Genomic DNA, 21,290 nt, shown 5'->3' with positions numbered 1-21,290 from the left:
GGCGTATCGGCGTGCGGCCTCAATAGGCTTCGTTGTGTACCGACTGCACCGCGCGCCCGGAAGGGTCGATCACGTTCTTCAGCGAGGCGTCCCACTCCAGCGCCGCCGCCGTGGAACAGGCCACCGACGGCCCGCCCGGCACGGTTTCCGCCGCCCAGGGCTGGGGGAAGTGCTTCTCGAACAGGGTGCGGTAAAAATAGGCTTCCCTGGTGAGCGGTGTGTTGCAGGGGAAGCGGAAGCGCGCGTTCGCCAGGTCCGCCTCGCCCACCTGCTGCTCGGCATGGGCCTTGAGCGAGTCGATCCAGGAATAGCCCACGCCGTCGGAGAACTGTTCCTTCTGCCGCCACAGCACGCTGTCCGGCAGGTAGCCGGCGAAGGCTTCGCGCAGGAACTGCTTTTCCATGCGGCCGCGCGCCTTGCCCGAGAGCTTCACCTCCGGATCCAGGCTCATCGCCACGTCGATGAAGCCGCGGTCGAGGAAGGGCACGCGCGCTTCCACGCCCCAGGCCGCCATCGCCTTGTTGGCGCGCAGGCAGTCGAAGAGGTGCAGGGCATCGAGCTTGCGCACGGTTTCCTCGTGCAGGGCCCGGGCATTGGGTGCCTTGTGGAAGTAGAGGTAGCCGCCGAAGATTTCGTCCGAACCTTCGCCCGAAAGCACCATCTTGATGCCCATGGCGCGGATGCGGCGCGCCATCAGGTACATCGGCGTGGAGGCCCGGATCGTGGTGACGTCGTAGGTTTCCAGGTGGTAGACCACGTCCGAGAGCGCGTCGATGCCCTCCTGCACGGTGAAGTGCAGTTCGTGGTGCACGGTGCCGATGTGCGCGGCCACGTCGCGCGCATGGCGCAGGTCGGGCGATTCACGCAGACCGATGGCGAAAGTGTGCAGCTGCGGCCACCATGCCTCGGTGCGGCCGTCCTCGTCCACGCGCCGGGCGGCGTACTTCTTGGCGATCGCGGCGACCAGGGAGGAGTCCAGGCCGCCGGACAGCAGCACGCCGTAGGGCACATCGCTCATCATGTGGCTGCGCACCGCCGATTCGAGCGCGTGGCGCAGCTTGCCGCGGTCGGATTCGGCACCGGCCACGGCGGCGTAGTCGCGCCAGCGCGGCGCGTAGTAGCGCACCGGTTCGGCGTCACCGCTGCGCCAGAAGTGGCCGGGCGGAAACTCCCTGGCCTCGCGGCAGATCCCGGCCAGCGCCTTGAGCTCGGAGGCCACGTGCAGGTTGCCGTGGACATCGTGCCCGTAATAGAGCGGAATGATGCCGATGGGATCGCGCGCCACCAGCCAGGTGCCGCGCCCGGCATCCCAGAGCACGAAGGCGAACATGCCTTCCAGCCGGTTCAGCCAGTTCGACACCGAATCGGCATCGCTGCCGGCCAGATACAGCGGCAGGATCACTTCGCAGTCCGAATGGGTCTGGAAAGCGTAGCCGGCCTCGTGCTGCTGGCGCAGCGCGCGGTGGTTGTAGATCTCCCCGTTCACCGCCAGCACCAGCGAGCCGTCCGGGCTGCGCAGCGGCTGCGCCCCTGAATCCACCCCGACGATGGCCAGGCGCTCGTGCACCAGGATGGCGCGCGCATCGTCATAGATGCCCGACCAGTCCGGTCCGCGGTGGCGCATCGTGCGCGACTGCTCCAGCGCCTGCGCGCGCAGGGCGACGGGATCGGACTTGAGGTCGAGGATGCCGAGGATCGAGCACATGGGCCGTGGCCGTGCGGGAGAGGAGGCCCGATCCTATCAGTCGCCGCGACGATTGTGCAGTGCCGCAATCACCGGGCGGTTGTGCCGTTGCAGCGCGCCCGGACAGCGTGCCAGCCGGTCGAGGCGGACAGGTCGGGATCCATCACGCTCAAACACGACGGGCAGCCCCTGGCTGCCCGTCGCTGTGATGGTGCAACGATGTGCCGCGAACTCATTTTTCCTGATGGTAGATGGGTCCCGGCGGGGGTGTGGGGGAGTAAATCGACTCGATGCTGTCGACATGCCAGCCCAGAACGCCATCCCTCACGCTGTAGCTGTACTTGATGGTGTAACGCCATTGCCCGAGCTGGAACACGTTCGTGATCTTGTCGCCCTGTGTGGCCTGGTGCGTGGGCGGGTGCGGATCCGGGTTTTCAGGCTCACCGGAGTCGGACGTGGTGTTTCCCGGTTCGGTTGCCGCCATTTCTTCATTCAGAGAGGCGTCTCGGTGCCACGAATAGGAGCGCAGAGTCCAGACGGCATCACCTGCGTGGGCATCGAAGGTTATTGAAAGCGTGCCGCCGGGTGCCGGGGCGTGGATCGTCCGCTCCGTCGAGGATCGGCGGAGGGCGGGAAGCGCCTGCTCGCCCGAGCGCGCCGCCATGCTGTTCCAGGCGATGGCTCCAAGCTCATCGGCGGGCGGCACCTGGATCTGGGCGTGGGCGATGATCGGCAGCGCCAGGAGCAAGGCAAGTGCAGCGACATGAAATCGTTTCATCAAAGAACTCCTCAGGCGGTAATCGGGCATTCGCCGATTGTTCGCGTTGACCCCTGTGGCAGGGATCATTACTCCCCCCTCCACGTCAAATGTCAACCGAACAGGTCGCGCTCGGCGCACAGCCGCACCGGGGCGAAGCTGCGGCGGTGGGCGGGGCAGGGGCCGTGTTCGCGCAGGGCGGCGAGGTGCTCGGCGGTGCCGTAGCCCTTGTGGCGGGCGAAGCCGTACTGCGGGAAGCGCGCGTCCAGTGCCAGAAGCAGGCGGTCGCGGGTGACCTTGGCCAGGATCGATGCGGCACCGATGGCGGCATCGCGCGCGTCGCCGCCGACCCAGGCCTCGGCGGGACAGGGCAGGTCGGGCGGCAGGCGGTTGCCGTCGATGCGCGCCAAGGCCGCCGGAATCGGCAGGCCGCACAGGCTTTCGCGCATGCCGGCCATCGTGGCCTGGAAGATGTTGATCGCATCGATGCGTTCGACGTCGATGACCTGGACGCAGAAGGCCAGCGCGCGTTCCTGGATCAGGTCGAACAGGGCGTCGCGGCGCTTTGCGCTCAGCGCCTTGGAGTCGCCCAGGCCGGGGATTTCCCGCGCGGGATTCAGGATCACCGCGGCCACCACCAGCGGGCCTGCAAGCGGGCCGCGGCCGGCCTCGTCCACGCCGGCGACATGCGGTTCATCGGATGGGGAGGCGCTGGAGGATCGTGGCATCATTCGACCCTCACCCCGGCCCTTTCCCGAGGGGAGAGGGAGAAAGACCGGGCAGATCCGCAACCGCCGCCGCGGCCGCGTCCGAGGCATCGCGGCGCAGTTCGGCGTGGATGTGCGCAAATCGTGGCTCCAGCGCGGCGATGCGCTGAGGCTGGGCGAACCAGTCGGTCACCGCGGCGGCGATTTTTTCCGGGGTGCAGTCGGCCTGCATCAGTTCAGGCACCACGGTCTCGCCGGCGAGCGCGTTGGGCAGGCTGTAGCGATCGGTCTTGAGCAGGCCCAGGCCCTTGACGATGGCGTAGGTCAGCCCGGCGATGCGATAGGCCACCACCATCGGACGCTTGGCGAGCAGGGCTTCGAGCGTGGCCGTGCCGGAAGCCAGCAGCACCACGTCGGAGGCGACCATGATCTCGCCGGCGCGCCCGTCGACGAGGTGCACCGTCGGCAGCGCCGTCCGCTGCGCCAGCATCGCCTCGATCTGTGTGCGGCAGGCGGCGTTGGCGGCGGGAATCACCGTGACCAGGCCGGGCACGCTCCCGGCAATGCGCGACAGGGCATCGAGGAAGACCGGCAGGAGGCGCTCGATCTCGCTCCTGCGGCTGCCGGGCAGCGCGGCGAGTACCGGCGCATCCGCCGCCAGGCCGAGCCCGGCGCGCGCGCCGGCGCGGTCCGGCTCCAGCGCCATCGCATCGGCCATCGGGTGGCCGACGAAGCGCGCATCGACGCCGTGGCGCGCGTAGATCGGCGGTTCCATCGGGAACAGGCACAGCACCCGATCCGCGCTGCGCCCGATCTTCGCCGCGCGTCCCGCGCGCCAGGCCCAGACCGACGGGCTGACGTAGTGAACCGTGCGAAAACCACGATCCTTCATCCAGCGCTCGACGCCGAGGTTGAAGTCGGGCGCATCGATGCCGATGAAGACATCGGGCTTCCACGCCAGCAGGCGGCGGCGGAAATTCCGGCGCAGGCGCAGCAGGCGCGGCAGGTGCGCCAGCACCTCGGCCAGCCCCATGACCGCCAGTTCCGAGCAGTCGTGCCAGGCCTTGAAGCCTGTGGCGCGCATCTTCGGCCCGCCGATGCCGGCAAACTGCGCATCGGGAAAACGCTCGCGCAGTCGCGCGATCAGCCCCGCGCCCAGCAGGTCACCCGAAGCTTCACCCGCGCACAGCGCGATCCGAAGCCGGTTCGCGCGATTCCCGATTCCCGATTCCCGATTCCCGCCCATCAACGCAACAGCGGACGCTCCGCGCCCTCGACGAAGCTCAGCATGGCGCGCACGTCTTCGCTCGAACCGGCCATTTCCGCAAGCGCGCCCTTGGCCTCGTCCAGTTTCGCTTCGCCCAGGTAGAGCGCGCGGTAGGCGCGCTTGATCGCGGCGATGCGCTCGGCGTCGAAGCCGCGGCGCTTGAGGCCTTCTGCATTGATGCCGCGCGGACGGGCGTACTTCTCCTGCGCCACCATCAGGAAGGGCGGCACGTCGCCGTTGACGAAGGCGCCCATGCCGATGAAGGCGTGGGCGCCGATGCGACAGAACTGGTGTACCCCGGTGAAGCCGGAGAGGATCACGAAGTCGCCGATGGTCACATGGCCGGCGAGCGTGGCGTTGTTGGAGAACACGCAGTCGCTGCCGATGCGGCAGTCGTGCGCGATGTGGCAGTAGGCCAGTATCCAGTTGCGGTTCCCGATGCGGGTGATGCCGCCGCCCTCGCCGGTGCCGCGGTTGATGGTGACGAACTCGCGCACCACGTTGCCGTCGCCGATCTCCAGTTCGACCCGCTCGCCGCGGTACTTCTTGTCCTGCGGCTCGCCGCCGATCGCGGCGTGGCCGTGGAAGACATTGGTGCGGCCGATGCGGGTGGGCCCCTGTACGGTGCAGTGCGGCCCGATCCGGGTTCCTTCGCCGATGCTCACTTCCGCCCCGATCACGCAGAACGGGCCGATCTCGACGCCCGCGCCCAGCGTGGCTGCGGAATCGACCAGCGCCGTCGGATGGATGCGCGCATCGGCCATGCTCACTTGTCCCGTTCGGCGCAGAGGATTTCCGCGCAGGCTACTTCGGTGCCGTCCACCAGCGCGCGGCATTCGTACAGGCCCATACGGCGCAGCATGCGCTTCTGTTCCACATCCAGCACCAGCTGGTCGCCGGGGCCGACCATGCGCGTGAAGCGCGCCTTGTCGACCTTGACCAGGTACGAGGGTGCCGGCTCCTTGCCGCTGTCGGGATCTTCCGAGAGCCGCGTGAGCAGGCCGCAGGCCTGCGCCATGGCTTCCACGATCAGGACCCCGGGCATCACCGGATGGCCGGGAAAGTGGCCCTGGAAGAAGGGCTCGTTGATCGAGACGTTCTTGATCGCGGTCAGGCGCTGATGCGGAACCAGCGCCACCACGCGATCCACCAGCAGGAACGGGAAGCGGTGCGGCAGCAGGGCCTGGATGCGGGTCACATCAACGGGAAGCGCCACGGCGGCGGAAGATTTTGTCATCGGCTGAATACTCCTGTGCGACATCAGGCGCGCCTGAGGCGAGCGGCGCGGCATGATCGCATGGCGGTTTCGCGGCTGAAACCCTGGCAAGTTCCGGGATCAGCCCGCGGGCGTCCTGTCCAGCCGGTTCAGCCGCGCCAGGGTGCGGGTCCAGGCCCGCGCGTCGCGCGCGGGGACGGCGGATCCGTACACGCCTGGCGCGGTGATGGAGCGGGTGACGAAGCTCATCGCCTGCACGGTCACCCGGTCGGCGATCTCGATATGGCCGGCGATGCCGGCGGCACCGCCGATCAGGCAGTAGCGGCCGATGCGGGATGAGCCCGCCACCGCGACGCAGCCCGCCATCGCAGTGTGTGCACCGATGATGACGTTGTGGGCGATCTGGATCTGGTTGTCCAGACGCACGTCTTCCTCCAGCACGGTGTCCTCGAGCGCGCCGCGGTCGATGGTGGTGTTGGCACCGATCTCGCAGTCGTCGCCGATGCGCACACCGCCCAGCTGCGGCACCTTGATCCAGCGGCCCTCGTGCATCGCCAGTCCGAAGCCGTCGGCCCCCAGCACCGCGCCGGGGTGGATGCGGACCCGTGCGCCGAGGCGCACGCGCGTGACCAGGGTGACGCGCGCCACCAGTTCACACTCTTCACCGACCACGCAATCCGCGCCGATCGCGCAGCCCGGCCCGATGCGGGCACCGCGCAGCACGCGGCTGCGCGCGCCGACGCTTGCGTGTGCGCCAACGTGTGCGTCCGGATCGATTACCGCATCGGGCGCTATGACGGCGCTCGGGTGGACCCCGGGCGCGAATGGTTCGCGTGGCTCGAACAGCGCCGCGATGCGGGCGAAGCTGGCGTAGGGATCGCGCACCACCAGCGCATCGCCCGCCCAGCCGGCGGCCGCGTCCGCGCGCAGCACCAGCGCGCCAGCTCGCGTGGCGGCCAGCTCGCGGCGGTAGCGCGGATTGGCCAGGAATCCGAGCTGGTTCGCATTGGCGGACGCCAGGGTGGCGACGCCGGTGATCGCGCGCGACGCATCGCCGCGCAGCTCCAGCCCGAAGCGCTGCGCCAGCTCGCCCAGGGTGAAGGTCGGCGTGTCCAAGTCAGCGGGTTCCGTCCTGCTGCTGGCGCCGCAGCAGGGCCAAGACGTCATCGGTCACGTCGATGCGCCCGCTGACGTAGGCCACCGGGCTGGTCACGATCAGGTCGTAGCCCTGCGCGCGCCCGTGCTCGGCGATGGCGTCGTTGATCAGCGGCCAGGCGCGCTCGGTTTCTTCGTCCACCCTGGCATTGAGCTCGTCGCGCAGGCGCTCGCGGGTGCGCTCGATCGAGCGGCGCAGCGCGTCGGCCTGACGCTTCAGTCCGTCGCGGTCTTCCGGCGCGGCTGCGCTGCCGGCGCGCAGCTCCAGCTCGGCGAGCCGGGCTTCGTCCACGCGCAGCTCGGCGTCGCGCGCATCGAACTCCTTCTGCATCTTGCCGCGCGCCGCGATGATCTGCGGTGCGCTGACGAGCAGCCGCTGCATGTCCACATAGCCGATCCGGACCGACTGGGCCAGTGACGGATGCGTGCTCAGGCCCAGGAGGCACGCCAGCAGCACCGCCAAAATGCGTCCCATCCGCGGTGGCGGCAGGCGGTTGGAGGCGGGCGGCAGCATGGGCGCAACTCCGTCCGGTCCGTGCTCAGAACTGGGATCCGAAGGAGAACTGCAGCCGCTCGGTACGGTCATCCCGGTCGGACATGAACGGATAGGAGAAGTTCAGCACGATCGGCCCGACCGGAGCCTGCCACTGCAGGGACACGCCGGCCGATCCGCGGAATTCGCGGAACTCGAAGTCGTTGGCGCTGCGATAGACGTTGCCGAAGTCGATGAAGGCGGACAGGCGCGTCTTGTCGGTGTCGAACAGGGTCGGGAAGATGGCTTCGAACGAGCCGGTGGTCTTGAGCGCGCCGCCCAGCGGCTGGCGCCAGTTGCTCAGCTCCGCGGTGGCCCATGGCCCCAGGGTGTTGTCTTCGAAGCCGCGGATCGAGCGCACGCCGCCGGCGTAGAAGTTTTCGAAGAACGGCAGGCCGTCGGCGACCACTTCGCGCGCCACGGTGCCGTCTTCGTTGTAGATCACCCGCTCCACGCGATCGCCGTAGGAATCGCCGTAGCCGATCTCCGCGCTGGTCAGGAGCACCAGGGCGCGATGCACCGGCCAGTAGCGGGCGAACTGGTAGTTGAACTTGTAGTATTCGACGGTGGAGCCGGGCAGGGTCAGCTCGGCTGCCGCGCGCTGGTAGGTGCCGCGGGTCGGATTCCAGTAGGCGTTGCGCGAATCGCGCGCCCAGGAAAGCTCGGTGCGCCAGGCGTGGAAGGTGCGCTGGCCGAGGGCGTCGATGTAGTCCACGATCGGCTGCGCGGTGTAACCCTCGACCGGCCGGATGGTGTTGTAGTCGATGCCGAAGCTCAGGCCCACGGAGTCGGTTTCGGACAGCGGCAGGCCGAAAATGGCGCGCGCCGAGCCGCGATCGGCGTAGTAGGTCGCGATGTTGAAGTTGGACTGGTCCAGTTCGTAGTAGGTCAGGTTGTATCCGACGGAGACGCCCTCGCGGGTGTAGTAGGGGTCGAAGTAGTTGACGTCGTAGCGCTTGGAGTAGGCGTTGTTCTGGATCGCCACGCCGATGCGGTTGCCGGTTCCGAGGAAGTTGTTCTGGCTGACCGAGAGCGAGGTGATGAGGCCGGCGAGCTGTGAATAGCCCAGGCCCACCATGAAGCTGCCCGAGGTGGTCTCGGTCACCTTGAACACCACGTCGACCTGGTCGTCGGTACCCGGCACCGCGGGCGTCTCGATCTCCACTTCGCTGAAGAAGCCCAGCCGGTTGAGGCGGATCTTGGAGCGGTCGATCGCCGACTGCGAGTACCAGCTGCCTTCGAACTGGCGCAGTTCGCGGCGCATCACCTCGTCGCCGGTTCGGGTGTTGCCCACGAAGCGGACCTGGCGCACCTGGACGCGCTTGCCGGGCTCCACGTAGAAGTTGATCTTGACCTTGCGATTCTCGCGATCGACCTCGGGCACCGGCGTGACGTTGGCGAAGGCGTAGCCGATGTTGCCCAGCAGCGCGGTCATCGCATCGGAGGTGATTTCCAGCAGCCGCCGCGAGAAGATCGTGTCGGGGCGGACCAGCACGAGCCGCTCCATTTCCTCATGGGGAATGATCGTGTCGCCGGTGACGATGACTTCGGAAATGGTGTAGGTCTCGCCCTCGTGCACGTTCGCGCTCAGGTACATGTCGCGGCGGTCGGGGCTGATGGAAACCTGGGTCGATTCCACGTCGAAGTCCACGTAACCGCGGTCCAGGTAATACGAATTGAGCTTTTCCAGGTCGCCCGACAGCTTTTCGCGCGAGTACTGGTCGTCGCGTTTGTACCAGGACTTCCAGTTGGTGGTGTTGGACTCCCATCCCTTGCGCAGTTCGTCCTGCTCGAAGGTTTCGTTGCCGACGATGTTGATGTGCCGGATCCTGGCGGCCTTGCCTTCCTTGATGTCGATCTGCACGTCCACGCGATTGCGGTCGAGCGGGGTGACCGAGGGCTGCACCGCGACGTTGTACTTGCCGCGGTTGTTGTAGGCGCGGGTCAGCTCCTGCACCACGCGTTCGAGCTGGAGGCGGTCGAAGGTCTCGCCTTCGGCCAGGCCGATTTCCTTGAGGTTCTTGTTCAGCTCCTCGGTCTTGATGTCCTTGTTGCCGACCAGGGTGATCTTGTTGATCGCGGGACGCTCCTGCACCGTCACCACCAGGATGTCGGCCTGGCGCTCGAGGCGGATGTCGTTGAAGAAGCCGGTGCGGAACAGCGCCCGGATGGCGCGCGCGGCCGCCGCCTGGTCGACGTGGTCGCCGCGCTCGAGCGGCATGTAAGTGAAGACCGTGCCGGCGGAGATGCGCTGCAGGCCGTCGACGCGGATGTCGCTGATGGTGAACGGCTCGAACGGCTGGGCGGGCAGGCTTTGCGCGTGGATCGGCGTGGCCAGTGCCAGCGAGGCGAGCAGTGGTGCAGCGACAGCAATACGCTTCATGGGGACATCCGGGTAGAGGCGGCGCGCTGGCACCGCGTGCAGGCAACGGAACGAAGGAGACAGGGCGACCCGCAGCGGACCGGATACCGGCCGCTCGTGGGGCGGGTCATGAGGGAAGATCCTTGCACATGGTCCTCGTCGTCGTCGGTGGGCGAATGGCGGGCGGTCAGGACGACACCAGGTGCAGGATATCGTTGTAGAACGCCAGACCCATGAGCCCCACCAGCAGGACCATGCCCACGAACTGGCCGGCGATCATCGTGCGCTCGCTGACCGGGCTGCCCTTGACCATCTCGATAAGGTAATACAGGAGGTGACCGCCGTCCAAGATGGGAATCGGCAGCAGGTTCATGATGCAGAGGCTGAGGCTGAGCATGGCCAGGAAGGACAGGAACCATGCCAGGCCGAGCTGGGCCGAGGCGCTGGCGTACTGGGCGATCGAGATCGGGCCGTTGATGTTCTCCAGCGACACCGCGCCGCGCACCATGCGCCAGACGATGCCGAGCGTTGCGCCGGTCAGGCGCCAGGTCTCGTCCAGCGCCGCGCCGACGGCGTCGATCGGCCCGAAACGCAGCAGGGCGTCGTACTCCACCGCCACGCGCGGCGCCGAGATGCCCAGCAGCCAGCGCGGGGGATCGGCGCTGGCGTCATACGCGGGCTGGACTCGGGCCTCGTGGCGGGTGCCGTCGCGCTCGAACACGATGGCCAGCGGAGTGTCCTCGCGTGCCTGGGCCTGAACCGCCGCGCCGATTTCGTCCCAGCTTCGCAGGCTCCGGGTGCCGACCATGAGCAGGCGATCGTCTGCCTGCAGCCCGGCGCGCGCGGCAGCACCGTCCGCGGTGACGCCGCCGACCCGGGGCGGCAGCAGGAACTGGCGAGGAACCAGACCGATGTCCCGCAGCACCGCCGCCGGCTTGGGCGCGGGCGAGAGGTTTTCGAGATCGAGGCGAAGCTGCGCGCTGTCGCCGTTGCCGCGCATCACTTCCAGCTGGATCGGGCGCTGGTCGACGGCGGCGGTGGCCAGCGCCATCTGGACGTGGGTCCAGGTGTCCACGCGCTGTCCGTCGACGGCGAGGATGCGATCATCCGGGCGCAGCCCGGCCTGCGCCGCGACCCCCTGCGCCTGACCGACCAGCGGCAGGAAGTCGGCCTTGCCGATCACGAACATCGCCCACAGCAGGACGATGCACAGGATGAGGTTGAATATGGGACCGGCCGCGACCACGGCGATGCGCTGGTAGACGCTCTTGCGATTGAAGGCCTGTGACAGGAGGTGCTCGGGAACGTCGCCCTCGCGCTCGTCGAGCATGCGAACGTAGCCGCCGAGCGGGATCCAGCCGACCACGTATTCGGTGCCGCTGCGCGCGGTGCGACGCCAGATCGGCCGGCCGAAGCCCACCGAGAAGCGCTGCACCTTCACCCCGCAGCGTCGCGCCACCCAGTAGTGGCCGAACTCGTGGAAGGTGACGAGGATGCCGAGGCTGACGATCAGCCACCAGATCCAGCCTGCGTACTGGGACATGATCAGAATGCCTCGTCGGTGATCAGGGAAAGCGCCGTCCGGCGCGCGCGCGCGTCAATGTCCAGCAGTGCCGGAATATCCGCCGCCTCGCGTTCGTGCAGCCTGGTCAGGGTGGATTCCAGCAGCGCCGCGATGCCTAGGAAACTCAGCCGTCCCTGAAGAAAGGCTGAAACCGCCACTTCGTTGGCCGCATTGAGGATGGTGGTGGCTGCCGGACCCTCGCGCAGGGCCTCGCGCGCCAGGCGCAGGCAGGGGAAGGCCACTTCGTCCGGTGGCTGGAAGTCGAGCCGGGCCACTGCGGCGAGATCGAGGTCCGGGACGCCCGCCTCGATCCGCTCGGGCCAGGCGAGTCCGTAGGCCAGCGCGGTGCGCATGTCCGGATTGCCGAGCTGGGCCAGGGTCGATCCGTCGGTGTACTGCACCAGCGAGTGCACGATGCTCTGCGGATGCACGACGACCTCGATGCGCTCCGGCGGAGCATCGAACAGCCAGTGCGCTTCGATCACCTCCAGCCCCTTGTTCATGAGCGTGGCCGAGTCCACCGAAATCTTGCGGCCCATGCGCCAGTTGGGGTGGGCGCAGGCCTGTTCGGGCGTGACCGGGGCGAGCTGCTCGCGACTCCAGCCGCGGAAGGGGCCGCCCGAGGCGGTCAGCACCAGGCGTCGCACCTCGGGCCGCATCGCGCTCCCGATCGCCGGTTCGGGAAGGCACTGGTAAAGCGCGTTGTGCTCGCTGTCGACCGGCAGAAGCCGGGCACCCGAAGCGCGCACCGCCTGCATCAGCAGGGCACCGCCGACCACGATGGATTCCTTGTTGGCCAGCAGGATGCGCTTTCCCGCGTGCGCCGCGGCCAGCGTCGAGCCCAGGCCGGCGGCACCGACGATGGCCGCAACGACCGTATCGCACAGCTCGGACGCGGCGACGTCCGCCAGCGCCGCGATTCCCGCCATCGGGCGCGTCGCGGGCGAAGCCTGCGCCAGCGCGTCGCGCAGCGCGGCATACCGGTCTTCCCGCGCGATGATGGCCACATCCGGCTGAAAGCGGCAGCACAGCGCGACCAGCGCGTCGACGTTTTCGTTGGCGCTCAGCACGCTGGCGCGAAACCGCTGCGGATGGCGCGCGACGACATCCAGCGCGCTGCCGCCGATGGATCCCGTGGCCCCCAGGATCGCGATTCGCCTCACAGCCCGAACCACGCCTTGAGGATGGCCAGTACCGGCAGCGCGGCGAGCAGGCTGTCGATGCGATCCAGCGCGCCGCCGTGTCCCGGCAGCAGGCGGCCCGAATCCTTGACCCCGGCCTGGCGCTTGATCACGCTTTCGAACAGATCGCCCAGCACCGAGGCGAGGCTGGCGATGAGGCTGACCGCAAGCAGCAGCGGCAGCTCGCGCAGCGACACGCTTAGCAGGGGTGCCATCGCCAGCGCCAGCACCAGCACGCCGAACAGCCCGCCCCAGAACCCGGCCCAGGTCTTGCCGGGGCTGATGGCGGGCGCGAGCTTGCGGCCGCCGAAGCGTCGTCCGGCGAAGAATGCGAAGGTGTCGGCCGCCCATACCAGCAGCAGCGCATAGAGCGCCCAGATCGGCGCGTCCGCGTGCAGCAGGGCGAAGGCACACCAGGTGGGCACGACCAGGAGCGTGCCGATCATCAGCTTCAGCGCGCGGTTGCCGGGCGTCGCCGCCTTGGCCAGCGTCGGCTGGCGCAGCCAGGCCAGCGCGCACAGCCACCAGAGCGTTCCGGCCAGCGCGACCCAGGGAAACAGTGCCGACCAGCCGAATCGCGCCAGCCACGCCATTGCCGCCGCATGGGCGAGCAGGATCAGCGCGCGGGCCACGGGAGCGGTGAACCCGATCAGCCGCGTCCACTCCCACAGGCCGGCGAGCAGCGCCGCGGCGACCAGTGCCATGAGCGGGCCCGGTGGCAGCAGCAGGATGCCGGCGACGACCGCCGGTGCGAGCACAAGTGCGGTGATGACGCGCTGCCTCATGGCGAGGCCTCCATGGCGAGCTGTTCCGAGGTTCGACCGAAGCGGCGCTCGCGCTGCGCAAACGCATCGAGCGCGCGCCGCAGCTCCGTCGCGTCGAAATCCGGCCACAGGGTGTCGGTGAAATACAGCTCGCAGTAGGCCACTTGCCACAGCAGGAAGTTGCTTATGCGCATGTCGCCGCCGGAGCGGATGAAGAGATCCGGCTCGGGCAGATCGGACAGCGCGAGCGCCGCACCCAGGCGCGCCTCGTCGATGGCCTCGGGCGAAAGCGAGCCGCCCGCCACCTGCCGGGCCAGGGTCCGCGCCGCCTGCACCAGGTCCCAGCGGCCGCTGTAGTCGGCCGCGATGGTCAGGTGAAGGCGCGTGTTGCGCAGGGTCAGCGCCTCGCCGCGCGCCATGCGCTCGCGGATGTCCGGACTGAAGGCATCGCGCTCGCCGATGAAGCGCAGCCGCACCCCGCGTCGGTTCAGCTCGTCGACTTCCCGGTCCAGCGCGCGCAGGAACAGCTGCATGAGCGCGCCGACTTCCTCATCGGGTCGCTGCCAGTTTTCGCGCGAGAACGCGAACAGAGTCAGCGCCGGAATGCCGGCGTCCAGGCAGGCGTCGATGCACAGGTTCGCCGCGCGCGCGCCGGCGCGGTGGCCGAGGCTGCGCGGTCGGTGCCGCGCCTTTGCCCAGCGCCCGTTGCCGTCCATGATGATCGCGATATGGCGCGGCCGTGCGGCATCGGGAATGGGGAATGGGGAATCGTTCAAGCAGCACCCGCAGCGTTGGGCGGCATCGGTTTCAGCGGGCACCCGCTCACCGCTTTCCATTTCCGTTCATGGATTCTCGATTCCCGGCTCCGGTCACACCGCCATCAGCTCGTCTTCCTTGGCCTTGACCACGGCATCGACGTCTTTCACGAAGCGGTCGGTGAGCTTCTGGATGTCGTCCTCGGCACGGCGCTCTTCATCCTCGCTGATCGACTTGGCCTTCTGCAGCTCTTTCACCTGCTGCAGCGCGTCGCGCCGCACGCCGCGGATCGCCACCTTGGAGTTCTCGCCTTCACTGTGCACGTGCTTGGCCAGTTCGCGGCGGCGCTCCTCGGTGAGGGGCGGCAGGTTGATGCGGATCACGGTGCCGGCGGTGTTCGGCGTGAGGCCGAGGTCGGAGGCGTAGATCGCCTTTTCGATCGCACCGACCATGCCTTTTTCCCAGGGCGTGATCGTGAGCGTGCGCGCATCGGCCACCGCCACCGTGGCCACCTGCGAGAGCGGCATGTCCGAGCCGTAGTACACCACTTTCAGGTTGTCGACCAGCGCGGTGCTGGCGCGCCCGGTGCGGACCTTGGCCAGTTCGAAGCGCAGCGCGTCGATGGACTTGGCCATGCGGGCCTGGGTGTCGTTCTTGATGTCGTTGAGCATGGGCCGGGTTCCGGTCGAATGGGGTGGGCAATCCGGAAGTATAGGCGAAACGCGCCGCACCGCGGCGCGCCCGCGCGCGTGGAGCTCCGATCCCGGGCGCTCAGCTGCGCCCGTGCACGAGGGTGCCGATGGCCTTGCCCTGCACGATGCGCTTGAGGTCGCCGGGGCGGGTGATGTCGTAGATGCGCAGCGGCAGGTTGTAGTCGCGGCACAGCGCGATCGCGGCAGTGTCCATCACCTGCAGATCGCGGGAGATGACCTCGTCGTAGGACAGGTGCTCGAAGCGGCGCGCGTCCTTCTTCTTCTTCGGGTCCGCATCGTAGACGCCGTCGACCTTGGTCGCCTTGAGCAGGAGTTCGGCGCCGATTTCCACCGCGCGCAGCGCGGCGGCCGAATCGGTGGTGAAGAACGGGTTGCCGGTGCCGGCCGCGAACAGCACGATGCGGCCCTTCTCCAGATGACGGATGGCGCGTCGGCGGATGTAGTCCTCGCAGACCTCGTTGATCTTGATCGCGCTCATCACCCGGGCGCGGGCACCGAGCTTTTCCAGCGCGTCCTGCATGGCCAGCGCGTTCATCACGGTGGCCAGCATGCCCATATGGTCGCCGGTGACGCGATCCATGCCGGCCGAGGCGAGGCCGGCACCGCGGAAGATGTTGCCGCCGCCGATCACCAGGCCCACTTCCACGCCGTCGTTCTGCAGTTCGACGATCTCGCGCGCCAGGCGTCCGAGCACTTCGGGATCGATGCCGTAATCGGCAGCGCCCATCAGCGCCTCGCCGCTGAGTTTCAACAGGATGCGGCGATACTTCGGCGCGGCGGGGGCGTTCATGTTCGGCTCCGGAGGCACAAAACGGCGGAATTGTAGCCGAGTGGATGGGCGAAAAGGGCGCGGTCGTCGCGCCGTGCAGCTCCAGGTCAGCCCCGCACGCCCTCACCCACCCGGCGGTTTGCCGCCGAAGGCGTGCAGCAGGTCGCGTGCTGCGGCCAGGCGCTCCGTGGCACCGGGCAGCTCCAGCTTCAGGCGCAGCTTGTCGGGGCCGTCCATCTGGAAGACGCGGGGCTGGCCCTGGATCATGCGGATGATGGTCATGGGGTCGATTTTCGGCTGCGGCACGAACCGGATACGGCCGCCGCGCTCGCCCAGCTCCAGCTTGCGCACACCCAGCGCGGTCGCCGCGTTGCGCAGTTCCGCTACGGCAAAGAGGTTCTTGAGCGGGTCGGGCAGGAGGCCGAAGCGGTCGATCATCTCGACCTGCAGTTCGCGCAGCGCCTCGGCATCGGGCGCGGAGGCGATGCGCTTGTAGAGCGTCAGGCGGGTGTGCACGTCGGGCAGGTAGTCGTCGGGAATGAGCGCGGGAATGTGCAGCTCGACCTCCGCGCCGTGGCGGTCGGCATCGTCCAGGTCCGGAATCCTGCCCTGCTTGATCGAGCGCACCGCACGCTCCAGCAGCTCGGTGTAGAGCGAGAAGCCGACCTCGGCGATCTGGCCCGACTGGCCTTCGCCCAAAAGCTCGCCGGCACCGCGGATTTCCAGGTCGTGCGTGGCCAGGGTGAAGCCTGCGCCCAGTTCATCAAGTGAGGCGATGGCCTCCAGGCGCTTGCGCGCGTCCGGGGTCATGGCCTTGTCCGGCGGCACGATCAGGTAGGCCCAGGCACGATGGTGCGAGCGCCCGACGCGGCCGCGCAACTGGTGCAGCTGGGCCAGGCCGAAGCGGTCGGCGCGGTCGATCACGATGGTGTTGGCGTTGGGGATATCGATGCCCGATTCGATGATCGTGGTGCACACCAGCACGTTGAAGCGCTGGCGGTTGAAGTCGAGCATCACCTGTTCCAGTTCGCGCTCGGGCATCTGGCCGTGGGCGACGCGGATGCGCGCCTCGGGCACCAGTTCGCCCAGCTCGCGCGCCACGCGCTCGATGTCGCTGACCTCGTTGTGCAGGAAGTACACCTGCCCGCCGCGCGCCAGTTCGCGCTGGAAGGCTTCGCGCATCTGCGCCGGATCCCACTGGGTCACAAGGGTCTGCACGGCCAGGCGGTTCGGTGGCGGGGTGGCGATGATGGACAGGTCGCGCAGACCCGCCATCGCCATGTTCAGCGTGCGCGGGATGGGCGTGGCGGTCAGCGTGAGGAGGTGCACCTGCGCGCGCATCGCCTTGAGGCGCTCCTTCTGGCGCACGCCGAAGCGCTGTTCCTCGTCGACGATGACCAGGCCGAGATCCTTGAACTTCACGTCCTCCTGCAAGAGCCGATGGGTGCCGACGATGACGTCGATCCCGCCGGCGGCAAGCGTGTCGAGTTCGGCCTTGATCTCCTTCGCGGTCTTGAAGCGCGAGAGCACCTCCACGCGCAGCGGCCAGTCGGCGAAACGGTCACGGAAGTTGCGGTAGTGCTGCTCGGCGAGCAGGGTGGTGGGCACCAGCACGGCCACCTGCTTGCCGGCGGCGGCGGCGACGAAGGCCGCGCGCACCGCGACTTCGGTCTTGCCAAAGCCGACGTCGCCGCAGACCACCCGATCCATCGGCTGGGCCGAATCGAGATCGGCGATCACCGCTTCGATGGCGGCCAGCTGATCCGGGGTTTCCTCGAACGGGAACTGCGCGGCGAACGGCGCGTACATGGCGCGATCCACCTGCAGCGCAATGCCGGCGCGGGCCTGGCGCTTCGCCTGGATTTCCAGCAGCTCGGCGGCCACGTCGCGGACCTTTTCCGCGGCCTTCTTCTTCGCCTTTTCCCACTGTTCACCGCCCAGCGAATGGAGCGGCGCAAGTTCGGGCGAAGCCCCGGCGTAGCGGCTGACCAGGTGCAGCTGCGCCACGGGCACGTAGAGCTTGTCGCCCTTGGCGTATTCGATGCACAGGAACTCGGCGCGCTGATCGCCCACGTCGAGCATTTCCAGCCCGATGTAGCGGCCCACGCCGTGATCCTCGTGCACGATGGGCGAGCCTGCGGAAATTTCCGAGAGGTCGCGCAGGATAGTTTCCGGATCGCGCCCGGCGCGGGCGCGTCGGCGCGTGCCGACCGCGCGTTCGGGATGGAGCTGGCGCTCGGTGAGCACGCACAGCGCCGGCTCGGCCAGGGCGAAGCCGTCTTCCAGCGCTGCCACGGTGATGGTGAATCGGGGCGCGGAAGCGAAGAAAGCGTTCCAGTCCGCCACCGTTTCCGGCTTCAGCCCGAGGTGGCCGAGGGTGTCGATCAAGGCTTCGCGCCGGCCGGCGGAATCGGCGGCGATCAGCACCCGGCCCGGGTAGCTTTCGAGAAATCCGCGCAGCGCCGCGGCGCTGGCCTCGCCCTTGTGTACCAGCGGCAGGGCGGGTGCAGGCGCATCGCCCAGGGCGTGCGCCTGTTCGTGGCGCGGATGGTCTCGCCCGAGCACTTCGATGCGGCGGCGCTGGTTGAGCGTTTCGCGCAGGGCTTCGGGCGGCAGGAACAGGTCGGCGGGCGGCAGCACCGGGCGTTCGATATCGTGGCGGCGCTGTTCGTGCCGCTCGCCGGTCTGTGCCCAGAAGGCCTCGGCCGCCTCCAGCGCGCCTTCGCCCAGCAGGCACAGCGTATCGGTGCCGAGGTAGTCGAACAGCGTGGCGGTGTGCTCGAAGAACAGCGGAAGGTAGTAGTCGACGCCGGCCGGCGTGCCGCCTTCCTTCATGTCCTGGTAGATCGGGCAGCGTCGCGGATCGATCGGGAAGCGCTCGCGCAGTGCGCCGCGAAAGCGTTTCGAGGCCTCCTCGTCGAGCGGGAACTCGCGCGCCGGCAGCAGGCGCACCGCATCGACCTTGTGCAGCGAGCGCTGGGTTTCCGGATCGAAAGTGCGGATCGAGTCCACGTCCTCGTCAAACAGCTCGATGCGATACGGCTCGGGGCTACCCATCGGGAAGATGTCGAGCAGCGCGCCGCGCACCGCAAAATCGCCGGGATCGAGAACCTGCGGCACGTTGCGGTAGCCGGCGGCCTCCAGGCGGCGCTTTTCGGTTTCCAGGGAGAGCCTTTGCCCGTGTTCGACCACCAGCGACTGCCCGGCGATGAAGCCCGGCGGTGCCAGGCGCTGCATCAGGGTGGAGACCGGCACCACCAGCACCCCGCGCGTCACCGACGGCAGCCGGTAGAGCGTGGCCACGCGCTGGGAAATGATGTCCGGCTGCGGGCTGAAAAGGTCGTAGGGCAGGGTTTCCCAGTCGGGAAAGGGCAGCACCGGCAGCTCGGGCGCGAAGATCGCCAGCTCGGTTTCCAGCACGCGCGCGGCGTGGCTGTCGCGCGTGACCGCCAGCAGCAGCCCGGGGTGCTCGCCGGCCGCGCGCGCCACCGCCAGCGACAGCGCGGAAAGACTCGACGGCGCGCGCCAGTCGGCGCGTTTCTGGCTGCCGTGGGGCAGCGGGGGATGGAGGATCGATGTCATCAGACAATCGCCGCGCGTGGCGCGCTGTGCGAAACGGTGGAAGTGAGCCGGCTAGTGTAGGGGAATCGCGGCGCGCACCGGCAGGATCGCGGAGGCGGCAGGGCGTTTCAGAGCACCAGAGCGAGCGCGAAGATGCCCAGCATCAGGAAGGCGATGCTGACGCGCGCCACCAGGCCCAGCAGGATGCCCACCCAGGTGCCGATGCCGACGCGGGTGGCCATGCCGCCGTGGCGGCTGTGGATGTACTCGCCCGCAAACGCACCGATGAAGGGGCCAAGCAGGATGCCGGCGAGCCCGAAGAAGAATCCGATGAGGGTGCCGAGCGCCGCACCGACCAGGGCCAGTCGGCTCGCACCGGCGCGCTTGGCGCCGAGCAGGTTGGCGACGAAATCCAGCACCAGCGACAGCATGGTCAGGGCAGCAAGGATGGCGAGAATGCCCCAGCCGAGCGTGGTAAAACCCGTGCCCCAGGCCACCAGCAGCATGCCGACGAACATCAGCGGCGTGCCGGGAAGCGCAGGCAGGACCGAGCCGGCCAGGCCGATGATGACCAGCAGGGCACCGAGAACGTGGAGAACGATGGAATAGTCCATGCCGGATCCGCAAGGTGGCCCATTGCTCCGCATACAGGCTGGAAAGGCCAGGCGGGCGCAATGCAGGAAGCAGATGGTAGCGTCCATCGCCTTGTCCGCCGGCGCGGCGCGCGTCGGCGTGGGGCACGCGTTCATGCGGGTGCCGCCCGTTGTGACCGGCATCGCGTACACGCTGCGTGAAACCCGCACCCGCCAGCGGGTAAAATCCGGCGATGAACGACGACGCCCGCCTGATCGAAATCGAAACCCGGCTCGCCTTCCAGGAATCCGCGCTGCAGGACCTGGGCGACTTGGTCAACCGCCAGCGCCTGGAGCTGGAGTCGCTGCGCCGCGCGCTGACGGAGGCCACGGCGGACCTCCTGAGCCTGCGCGAAGGCTTGTCCTCGGGCGCGGCCAACGAGCCGCCGCCCCCGCACTATTGAGAGTGACCGATGACCGATTCGCTGAAGGACCAGCTGATGAAGCTCGGCTTCAAGCCGACACCCAAGCCGGTGGCCGAGCGCAAGCCCGAGCGCCGGCAGGAGCACGGCCGACCTTCGGGTGAGGCCAGGGGCGCGCCGGCGCGCCGCCCGGAAGGCCGCGGCCGGCCGCGTCACGAGGGCGACATCGACCTCGGCAAGGCCTTTGCCATCCGCGCGCAGAAGGAAAAGGACGAGCGCATCGCCGCCGAACGTCAGCGTCAGGAGGACGCGCGCCAGCGCCGCGAGGCGCGGGCGAAGCTGGACGAGTTCCTGCGGCGCGTGCGGCTCAACGACGACACCGCGGAAATCGCGCGGCATTTCCCCTACGGCGGCAAGATCCGCCGCATCCACGTCACCGCCGACCAGCTGGCCGCGCTCAATGCCGGCACGCTGGCGGTGGTGCAGCTCGCCGGACGCTATCACCTGGTCACCGCCGCCGATGGCGCGCAGGCCGAAGCCATCCTCGCCGATTCGCTCGCGCTGCAGGTCGACCCGAACGCGCCGCCGTCCGAGGAGGACTATGCCGACCCGCGCTATCAGGTGCCCGACGATCTGGTGTGGTGAGCGGTGCCGGGTGCGGCGCTGAGCCCGAAGGCGGGACGCGCCGCGGACGGGCTCAATGGCGTGCGGGGAACGGCTGCACCATGCGGGTGCGCAGCGCCTCGTCGTCGCCTTCGGGCGGAACCAGCTGCTCCAGCCCGAGGCCCAGTGCGGCGGCGTCGTCGTGGTCCATGCCGTCGAGCGCCAGGAATCCGGCATCGAGCAGGGCGGCGCGCGCGCTGTCCTCGCTGTCGTAGCTGAGGGTGTTGCCGACGCTGTCGAGTACTTCGGCCGTGCCCGAAGCGCGCAGCCGCAGCCGGCTCCAGATCAGCAGGTTTCCCAGCCGAACCACCCACCACTGATCGCTGCCGGTCATGAGCGGGTGCGCCTCATCGATAGACCAGCCAGAGTGCGGCGGCCATGACCAGCGCGCCCAGCGTGCACCAGAGGGCCAGTCGCGCCGGCGTCGCCAGGCCGTTGAGCGCCCGATCCAGCAGCGCGCGATAGCGCCCCAGCAGCAGCCAGTTCAGCGCACCGGGCGCGATGAAGGGAATCGTGCCAAAGCCCTGCAGCACGGCAGGGTGCCGGTCGCGCAGGTGCACCAGCGTCATCGCCCAGAACAGCGCGAAGGCGAGCGTGCCGGAGATGGCGACGGCGACGGCGATCAATGCGAGGAACATGCCCATT

Annotated in this window: 21 protein-coding genes; 2 read left to right on the top strand and 19 right to left on the bottom strand. The window is 68.6% G+C overall.

Translation table 11 applies throughout. The features are described from left to right. Window positions 1–19: 19 nt before the first annotated feature. The 17 genes from asnB to WB794_RS07430 form a co-directional block, all read right to left on the bottom strand. The gene (gene asnB / locus WB794_RS07510; protein ID WP_337335229.1) at window positions 20–1,705 is read right to left on the bottom strand and encodes an asparagine synthase B; all 1,686 of its coding nucleotides are present in this window, start codon (window positions 1,703–1,705) and stop codon (window positions 20–22) included. 211 nt (window positions 1,706–1,916) lie between these two features. After that, window positions 1,917–2,462, bottom strand: coding sequence for a hypothetical protein (locus WB794_RS07505; protein WP_337335228.1), 546 nt, complete (start codon window positions 2,460–2,462; stop codon window positions 1,917–1,919). A gap of 92 nt (window positions 2,463–2,554) precedes the next feature. Then, window positions 2,555–3,172, bottom strand: a complete 618-nt coding sequence (locus tag WB794_RS07500) for a ribonuclease HII (RefSeq protein ID WP_337335227.1) — start codon at window positions 3,170–3,172, stop codon at window positions 2,555–2,557. Between the two features lie 7 nt (window positions 3,173–3,179). Beyond that, window positions 3,180–4,394 carry a lipid-A-disaccharide synthase gene (gene lpxB / locus WB794_RS07495; RefSeq protein ID WP_337335226.1) on the bottom strand — a complete coding sequence of 405 codons (1,215 nt, stop codon included), beginning with the start codon at window positions 4,392–4,394 and terminating at the stop codon, window positions 3,180–3,182. After that, entirely contained in the window at window positions 4,394–5,179 is a 786-nt protein-coding gene (gene lpxA / locus WB794_RS07490; RefSeq protein ID WP_337335225.1) for an acyl-ACP--UDP-N-acetylglucosamine O-acyltransferase, read from the bottom strand. Before lpxA ends, lpxB begins: the two co-directional genes overlap by 1 nt. A gap of 2 nt (window positions 5,180–5,181) precedes the next feature. After that, a complete protein-coding gene (gene fabZ, locus WB794_RS07485; protein ID WP_337335224.1) occupies window positions 5,182–5,652 on the bottom strand; it encodes a 3-hydroxyacyl-ACP dehydratase FabZ in 471 nt (156 codons plus the stop codon). A gap of 99 nt (window positions 5,653–5,751) precedes the next feature. Continuing rightward, the gene (gene lpxD, locus WB794_RS07480) at window positions 5,752–6,747 is read right to left on the bottom strand and encodes a UDP-3-O-(3-hydroxymyristoyl)glucosamine N-acyltransferase (protein ID WP_337335223.1); all 996 of its coding nucleotides are present in this window, start codon (window positions 6,745–6,747) and stop codon (window positions 5,752–5,754) included. Window position 6,748: 1 nt separating this feature from the next. Then, window positions 6,749–7,300, bottom strand: coding sequence for an OmpH/Skp family outer membrane protein (locus WB794_RS07475; protein WP_337335222.1), 552 nt, complete (start codon window positions 7,298–7,300; stop codon window positions 6,749–6,751). Between the two features lie 25 nt (window positions 7,301–7,325). Continuing rightward, a complete protein-coding gene (bamA, locus tag WB794_RS07470; protein ID WP_337335221.1) occupies window positions 7,326–9,701 on the bottom strand; it encodes an outer membrane protein assembly factor BamA in 2,376 nt (791 codons plus the stop codon). A 166-nt stretch (window positions 9,702–9,867) separates the two neighbouring features. Beyond that, window positions 9,868–11,223 (bottom strand): RIP metalloprotease RseP, encoded by a 1,356-nt coding sequence (gene rseP, locus WB794_RS07465; protein WP_337335220.1) that lies wholly within the window; start codon window positions 11,221–11,223, stop codon window positions 9,868–9,870. Window positions 11,224–11,225: 2 nt separating this feature from the next. Next, on the bottom strand, window positions 11,226–12,407 hold the full coding sequence (locus tag WB794_RS07460; protein ID WP_337335219.1) for a 1-deoxy-D-xylulose-5-phosphate reductoisomerase: 1,182 nt from the start codon (window positions 12,405–12,407) through the stop codon (window positions 11,226–11,228). Continuing rightward, window positions 12,404–13,210, bottom strand: coding sequence for a phosphatidate cytidylyltransferase (locus WB794_RS07455; RefSeq protein ID WP_337335218.1), 807 nt, complete (start codon window positions 13,208–13,210; stop codon window positions 12,404–12,406). Before WB794_RS07455 ends, WB794_RS07460 begins: the two co-directional genes overlap by 4 nt. Further along, on the bottom strand, window positions 13,207–13,965 hold the full coding sequence (gene uppS / locus WB794_RS07450) for a polyprenyl diphosphate synthase (RefSeq protein WP_337335217.1): 759 nt from the start codon (window positions 13,963–13,965) through the stop codon (window positions 13,207–13,209). The genes WB794_RS07455 and uppS overlap by 4 nt, the downstream gene beginning before the upstream one ends. A 93-nt stretch (window positions 13,966–14,058) precedes the next feature. Next, complete coding sequence (frr, locus tag WB794_RS07445) at window positions 14,059–14,616, bottom strand: ribosome recycling factor (RefSeq protein ID WP_337335216.1); 558 nt, start codon at window positions 14,614–14,616, stop codon at window positions 14,059–14,061. 100 nt (window positions 14,617–14,716) lie between these two features. Next, window positions 14,717–15,448, bottom strand: coding sequence for a UMP kinase (pyrH, locus tag WB794_RS07440; RefSeq protein ID WP_337335215.1), 732 nt, complete (start codon window positions 15,446–15,448; stop codon window positions 14,717–14,719). A gap of 102 nt (window positions 15,449–15,550) precedes the next feature. Further along, entirely contained in the window at window positions 15,551–19,009 is a 3,459-nt protein-coding gene (mfd, locus tag WB794_RS07435) for a transcription-repair coupling factor (protein WP_337335214.1), read from the bottom strand. Window positions 19,010–19,116: 107 nt separating this feature from the next. Further along, window positions 19,117–19,602 (bottom strand): DUF456 domain-containing protein, encoded by a 486-nt coding sequence (locus tag WB794_RS07430; RefSeq protein ID WP_337335213.1) that lies wholly within the window; start codon window positions 19,600–19,602, stop codon window positions 19,117–19,119. Between the two features lie 212 nt (window positions 19,603–19,814). On the opposite strand from WB794_RS07430, the gene WB794_RS07425 reads away from it, so the two are divergent. Together WB794_RS07425 and WB794_RS07420 are read left to right on the top strand one after the other, a co-directional pair. Continuing rightward, entirely contained in the window at window positions 19,815–20,024 is a 210-nt protein-coding gene (locus tag WB794_RS07425; RefSeq protein ID WP_337335212.1) for a SlyX family protein, read from the top strand. 9 nt (window positions 20,025–20,033) lie between these two features. Continuing rightward, a complete protein-coding gene (locus tag WB794_RS07420) occupies window positions 20,034–20,627 on the top strand; it encodes a DUF2058 domain-containing protein (RefSeq protein ID WP_337335211.1) in 594 nt (197 codons plus the stop codon). 52 nt (window positions 20,628–20,679) lie between these two features. Here the strand turns inward: WB794_RS07420 and WB794_RS07415 are convergent, their stop codons facing one another. Together WB794_RS07415 and WB794_RS07410 are read right to left on the bottom strand one after the other, a co-directional pair. Continuing rightward, window positions 20,680–20,979 carry a hypothetical protein gene (locus tag WB794_RS07415; protein ID WP_337335210.1) on the bottom strand — a complete coding sequence of 100 codons (300 nt, stop codon included), beginning with the start codon at window positions 20,977–20,979 and terminating at the stop codon, window positions 20,680–20,682. 13 nt (window positions 20,980–20,992) lie between these two features. After that, entirely contained in the window at window positions 20,993–21,289 is a 297-nt protein-coding gene (locus WB794_RS07410) for a hypothetical protein (RefSeq protein WP_337335209.1), read from the bottom strand. Window position 21,290 lies beyond the last annotated feature (1 nt).

The sequence above is a fragment of the Denitratimonas tolerans genome (assembly GCF_037203605.1).
GTDB classification, from domain to species: Bacteria; Pseudomonadota; Gammaproteobacteria; order Xanthomonadales; family Xanthomonadaceae; genus Denitratimonas; species Denitratimonas tolerans.
Note: the sequence above shows the minus strand (reverse complement) of the source record. Positions and strands in the feature narration are given on the sequence as shown.

What these genes read in the sequence shown, in the direction of transcription:
- pyrH (WP_337335215.1), bottom strand. Translation starts at nt 15,448, where the DNA reads ATGAACGCCCCCGCCGCGCCGAAGTATCGCCGCATCCTGTTGAAACTC.
- WB794_RS07425 (WP_337335212.1), top strand. Translation starts at nt 19,815, where the DNA reads ATGAACGACGACGCCCGCCTGATCGAAATCGAAACCCGGCTCGCCTTC.
- WB794_RS07430 (WP_337335213.1), bottom strand. Translation starts at nt 19,602, where the DNA reads ATGGACTATTCCATCGTTCTCCACGTTCTCGGTGCCCTGCTGGTCATC.
- WB794_RS07500 (WP_337335227.1), bottom strand. Translation starts at nt 3,172, where the DNA reads ATGATGCCACGATCCTCCAGCGCCTCCCCATCCGATGAACCGCATGTC.
- WB794_RS07420 (WP_337335211.1), top strand. Translation starts at nt 20,034, where the DNA reads ATGACCGATTCGCTGAAGGACCAGCTGATGAAGCTCGGCTTCAAGCCG.
- WB794_RS07475 (WP_337335222.1), bottom strand. Translation starts at nt 7,300, where the DNA reads ATGCTGCCGCCCGCCTCCAACCGCCTGCCGCCACCGCGGATGGGACGC.
- fabZ (WP_337335224.1), bottom strand. Translation starts at nt 5,652, where the DNA reads ATGACAAAATCTTCCGCCGCCGTGGCGCTTCCCGTTGATGTGACCCGC.
- mfd (WP_337335214.1), bottom strand. Translation starts at nt 19,009, where the DNA reads ATGACATCGATCCTCCATCCCCCGCTGCCCCACGGCAGCCAGAAACGC.
- WB794_RS07410 (WP_337335209.1), bottom strand. Translation starts at nt 21,289, where the DNA reads ATGGGCATGTTCCTCGCATTGATCGCCGTCGCCGTCGCCATCTCCGGC.
- lpxA (WP_337335225.1), bottom strand. Translation starts at nt 5,179, where the DNA reads ATGGCCGATGCGCGCATCCATCCGACGGCGCTGGTCGATTCCGCAGCC.
- asnB (WP_337335229.1), bottom strand. Translation starts at nt 1,705, where the DNA reads ATGTGCTCGATCCTCGGCATCCTCGACCTCAAGTCCGATCCCGTCGCC.
- frr (WP_337335216.1), bottom strand. Translation starts at nt 14,616, where the DNA reads ATGCTCAACGACATCAAGAACGACACCCAGGCCCGCATGGCCAAGTCC.
- rseP (WP_337335220.1), bottom strand. Translation starts at nt 11,223, where the DNA reads ATGTCCCAGTACGCAGGCTGGATCTGGTGGCTGATCGTCAGCCTCGGC.
- WB794_RS07505 (WP_337335228.1), bottom strand. Translation starts at nt 2,462, where the DNA reads ATGAAACGATTTCATGTCGCTGCACTTGCCTTGCTCCTGGCGCTGCCG.
- WB794_RS07455 (WP_337335218.1), bottom strand. Translation starts at nt 13,210, where the DNA reads ATGAGGCAGCGCGTCATCACCGCACTTGTGCTCGCACCGGCGGTCGTC.
- WB794_RS07415 (WP_337335210.1), bottom strand. Translation starts at nt 20,979, where the DNA reads ATGACCGGCAGCGATCAGTGGTGGGTGGTTCGGCTGGGAAACCTGCTG.
- lpxB (WP_337335226.1), bottom strand. Translation starts at nt 4,394, where the DNA reads ATGGGCGGGAATCGGGAATCGGGAATCGGGAATCGCGCGAACCGGCTT.
- bamA (WP_337335221.1), bottom strand. Translation starts at nt 9,701, where the DNA reads ATGAAGCGTATTGCTGTCGCTGCACCACTGCTCGCCTCGCTGGCACTG.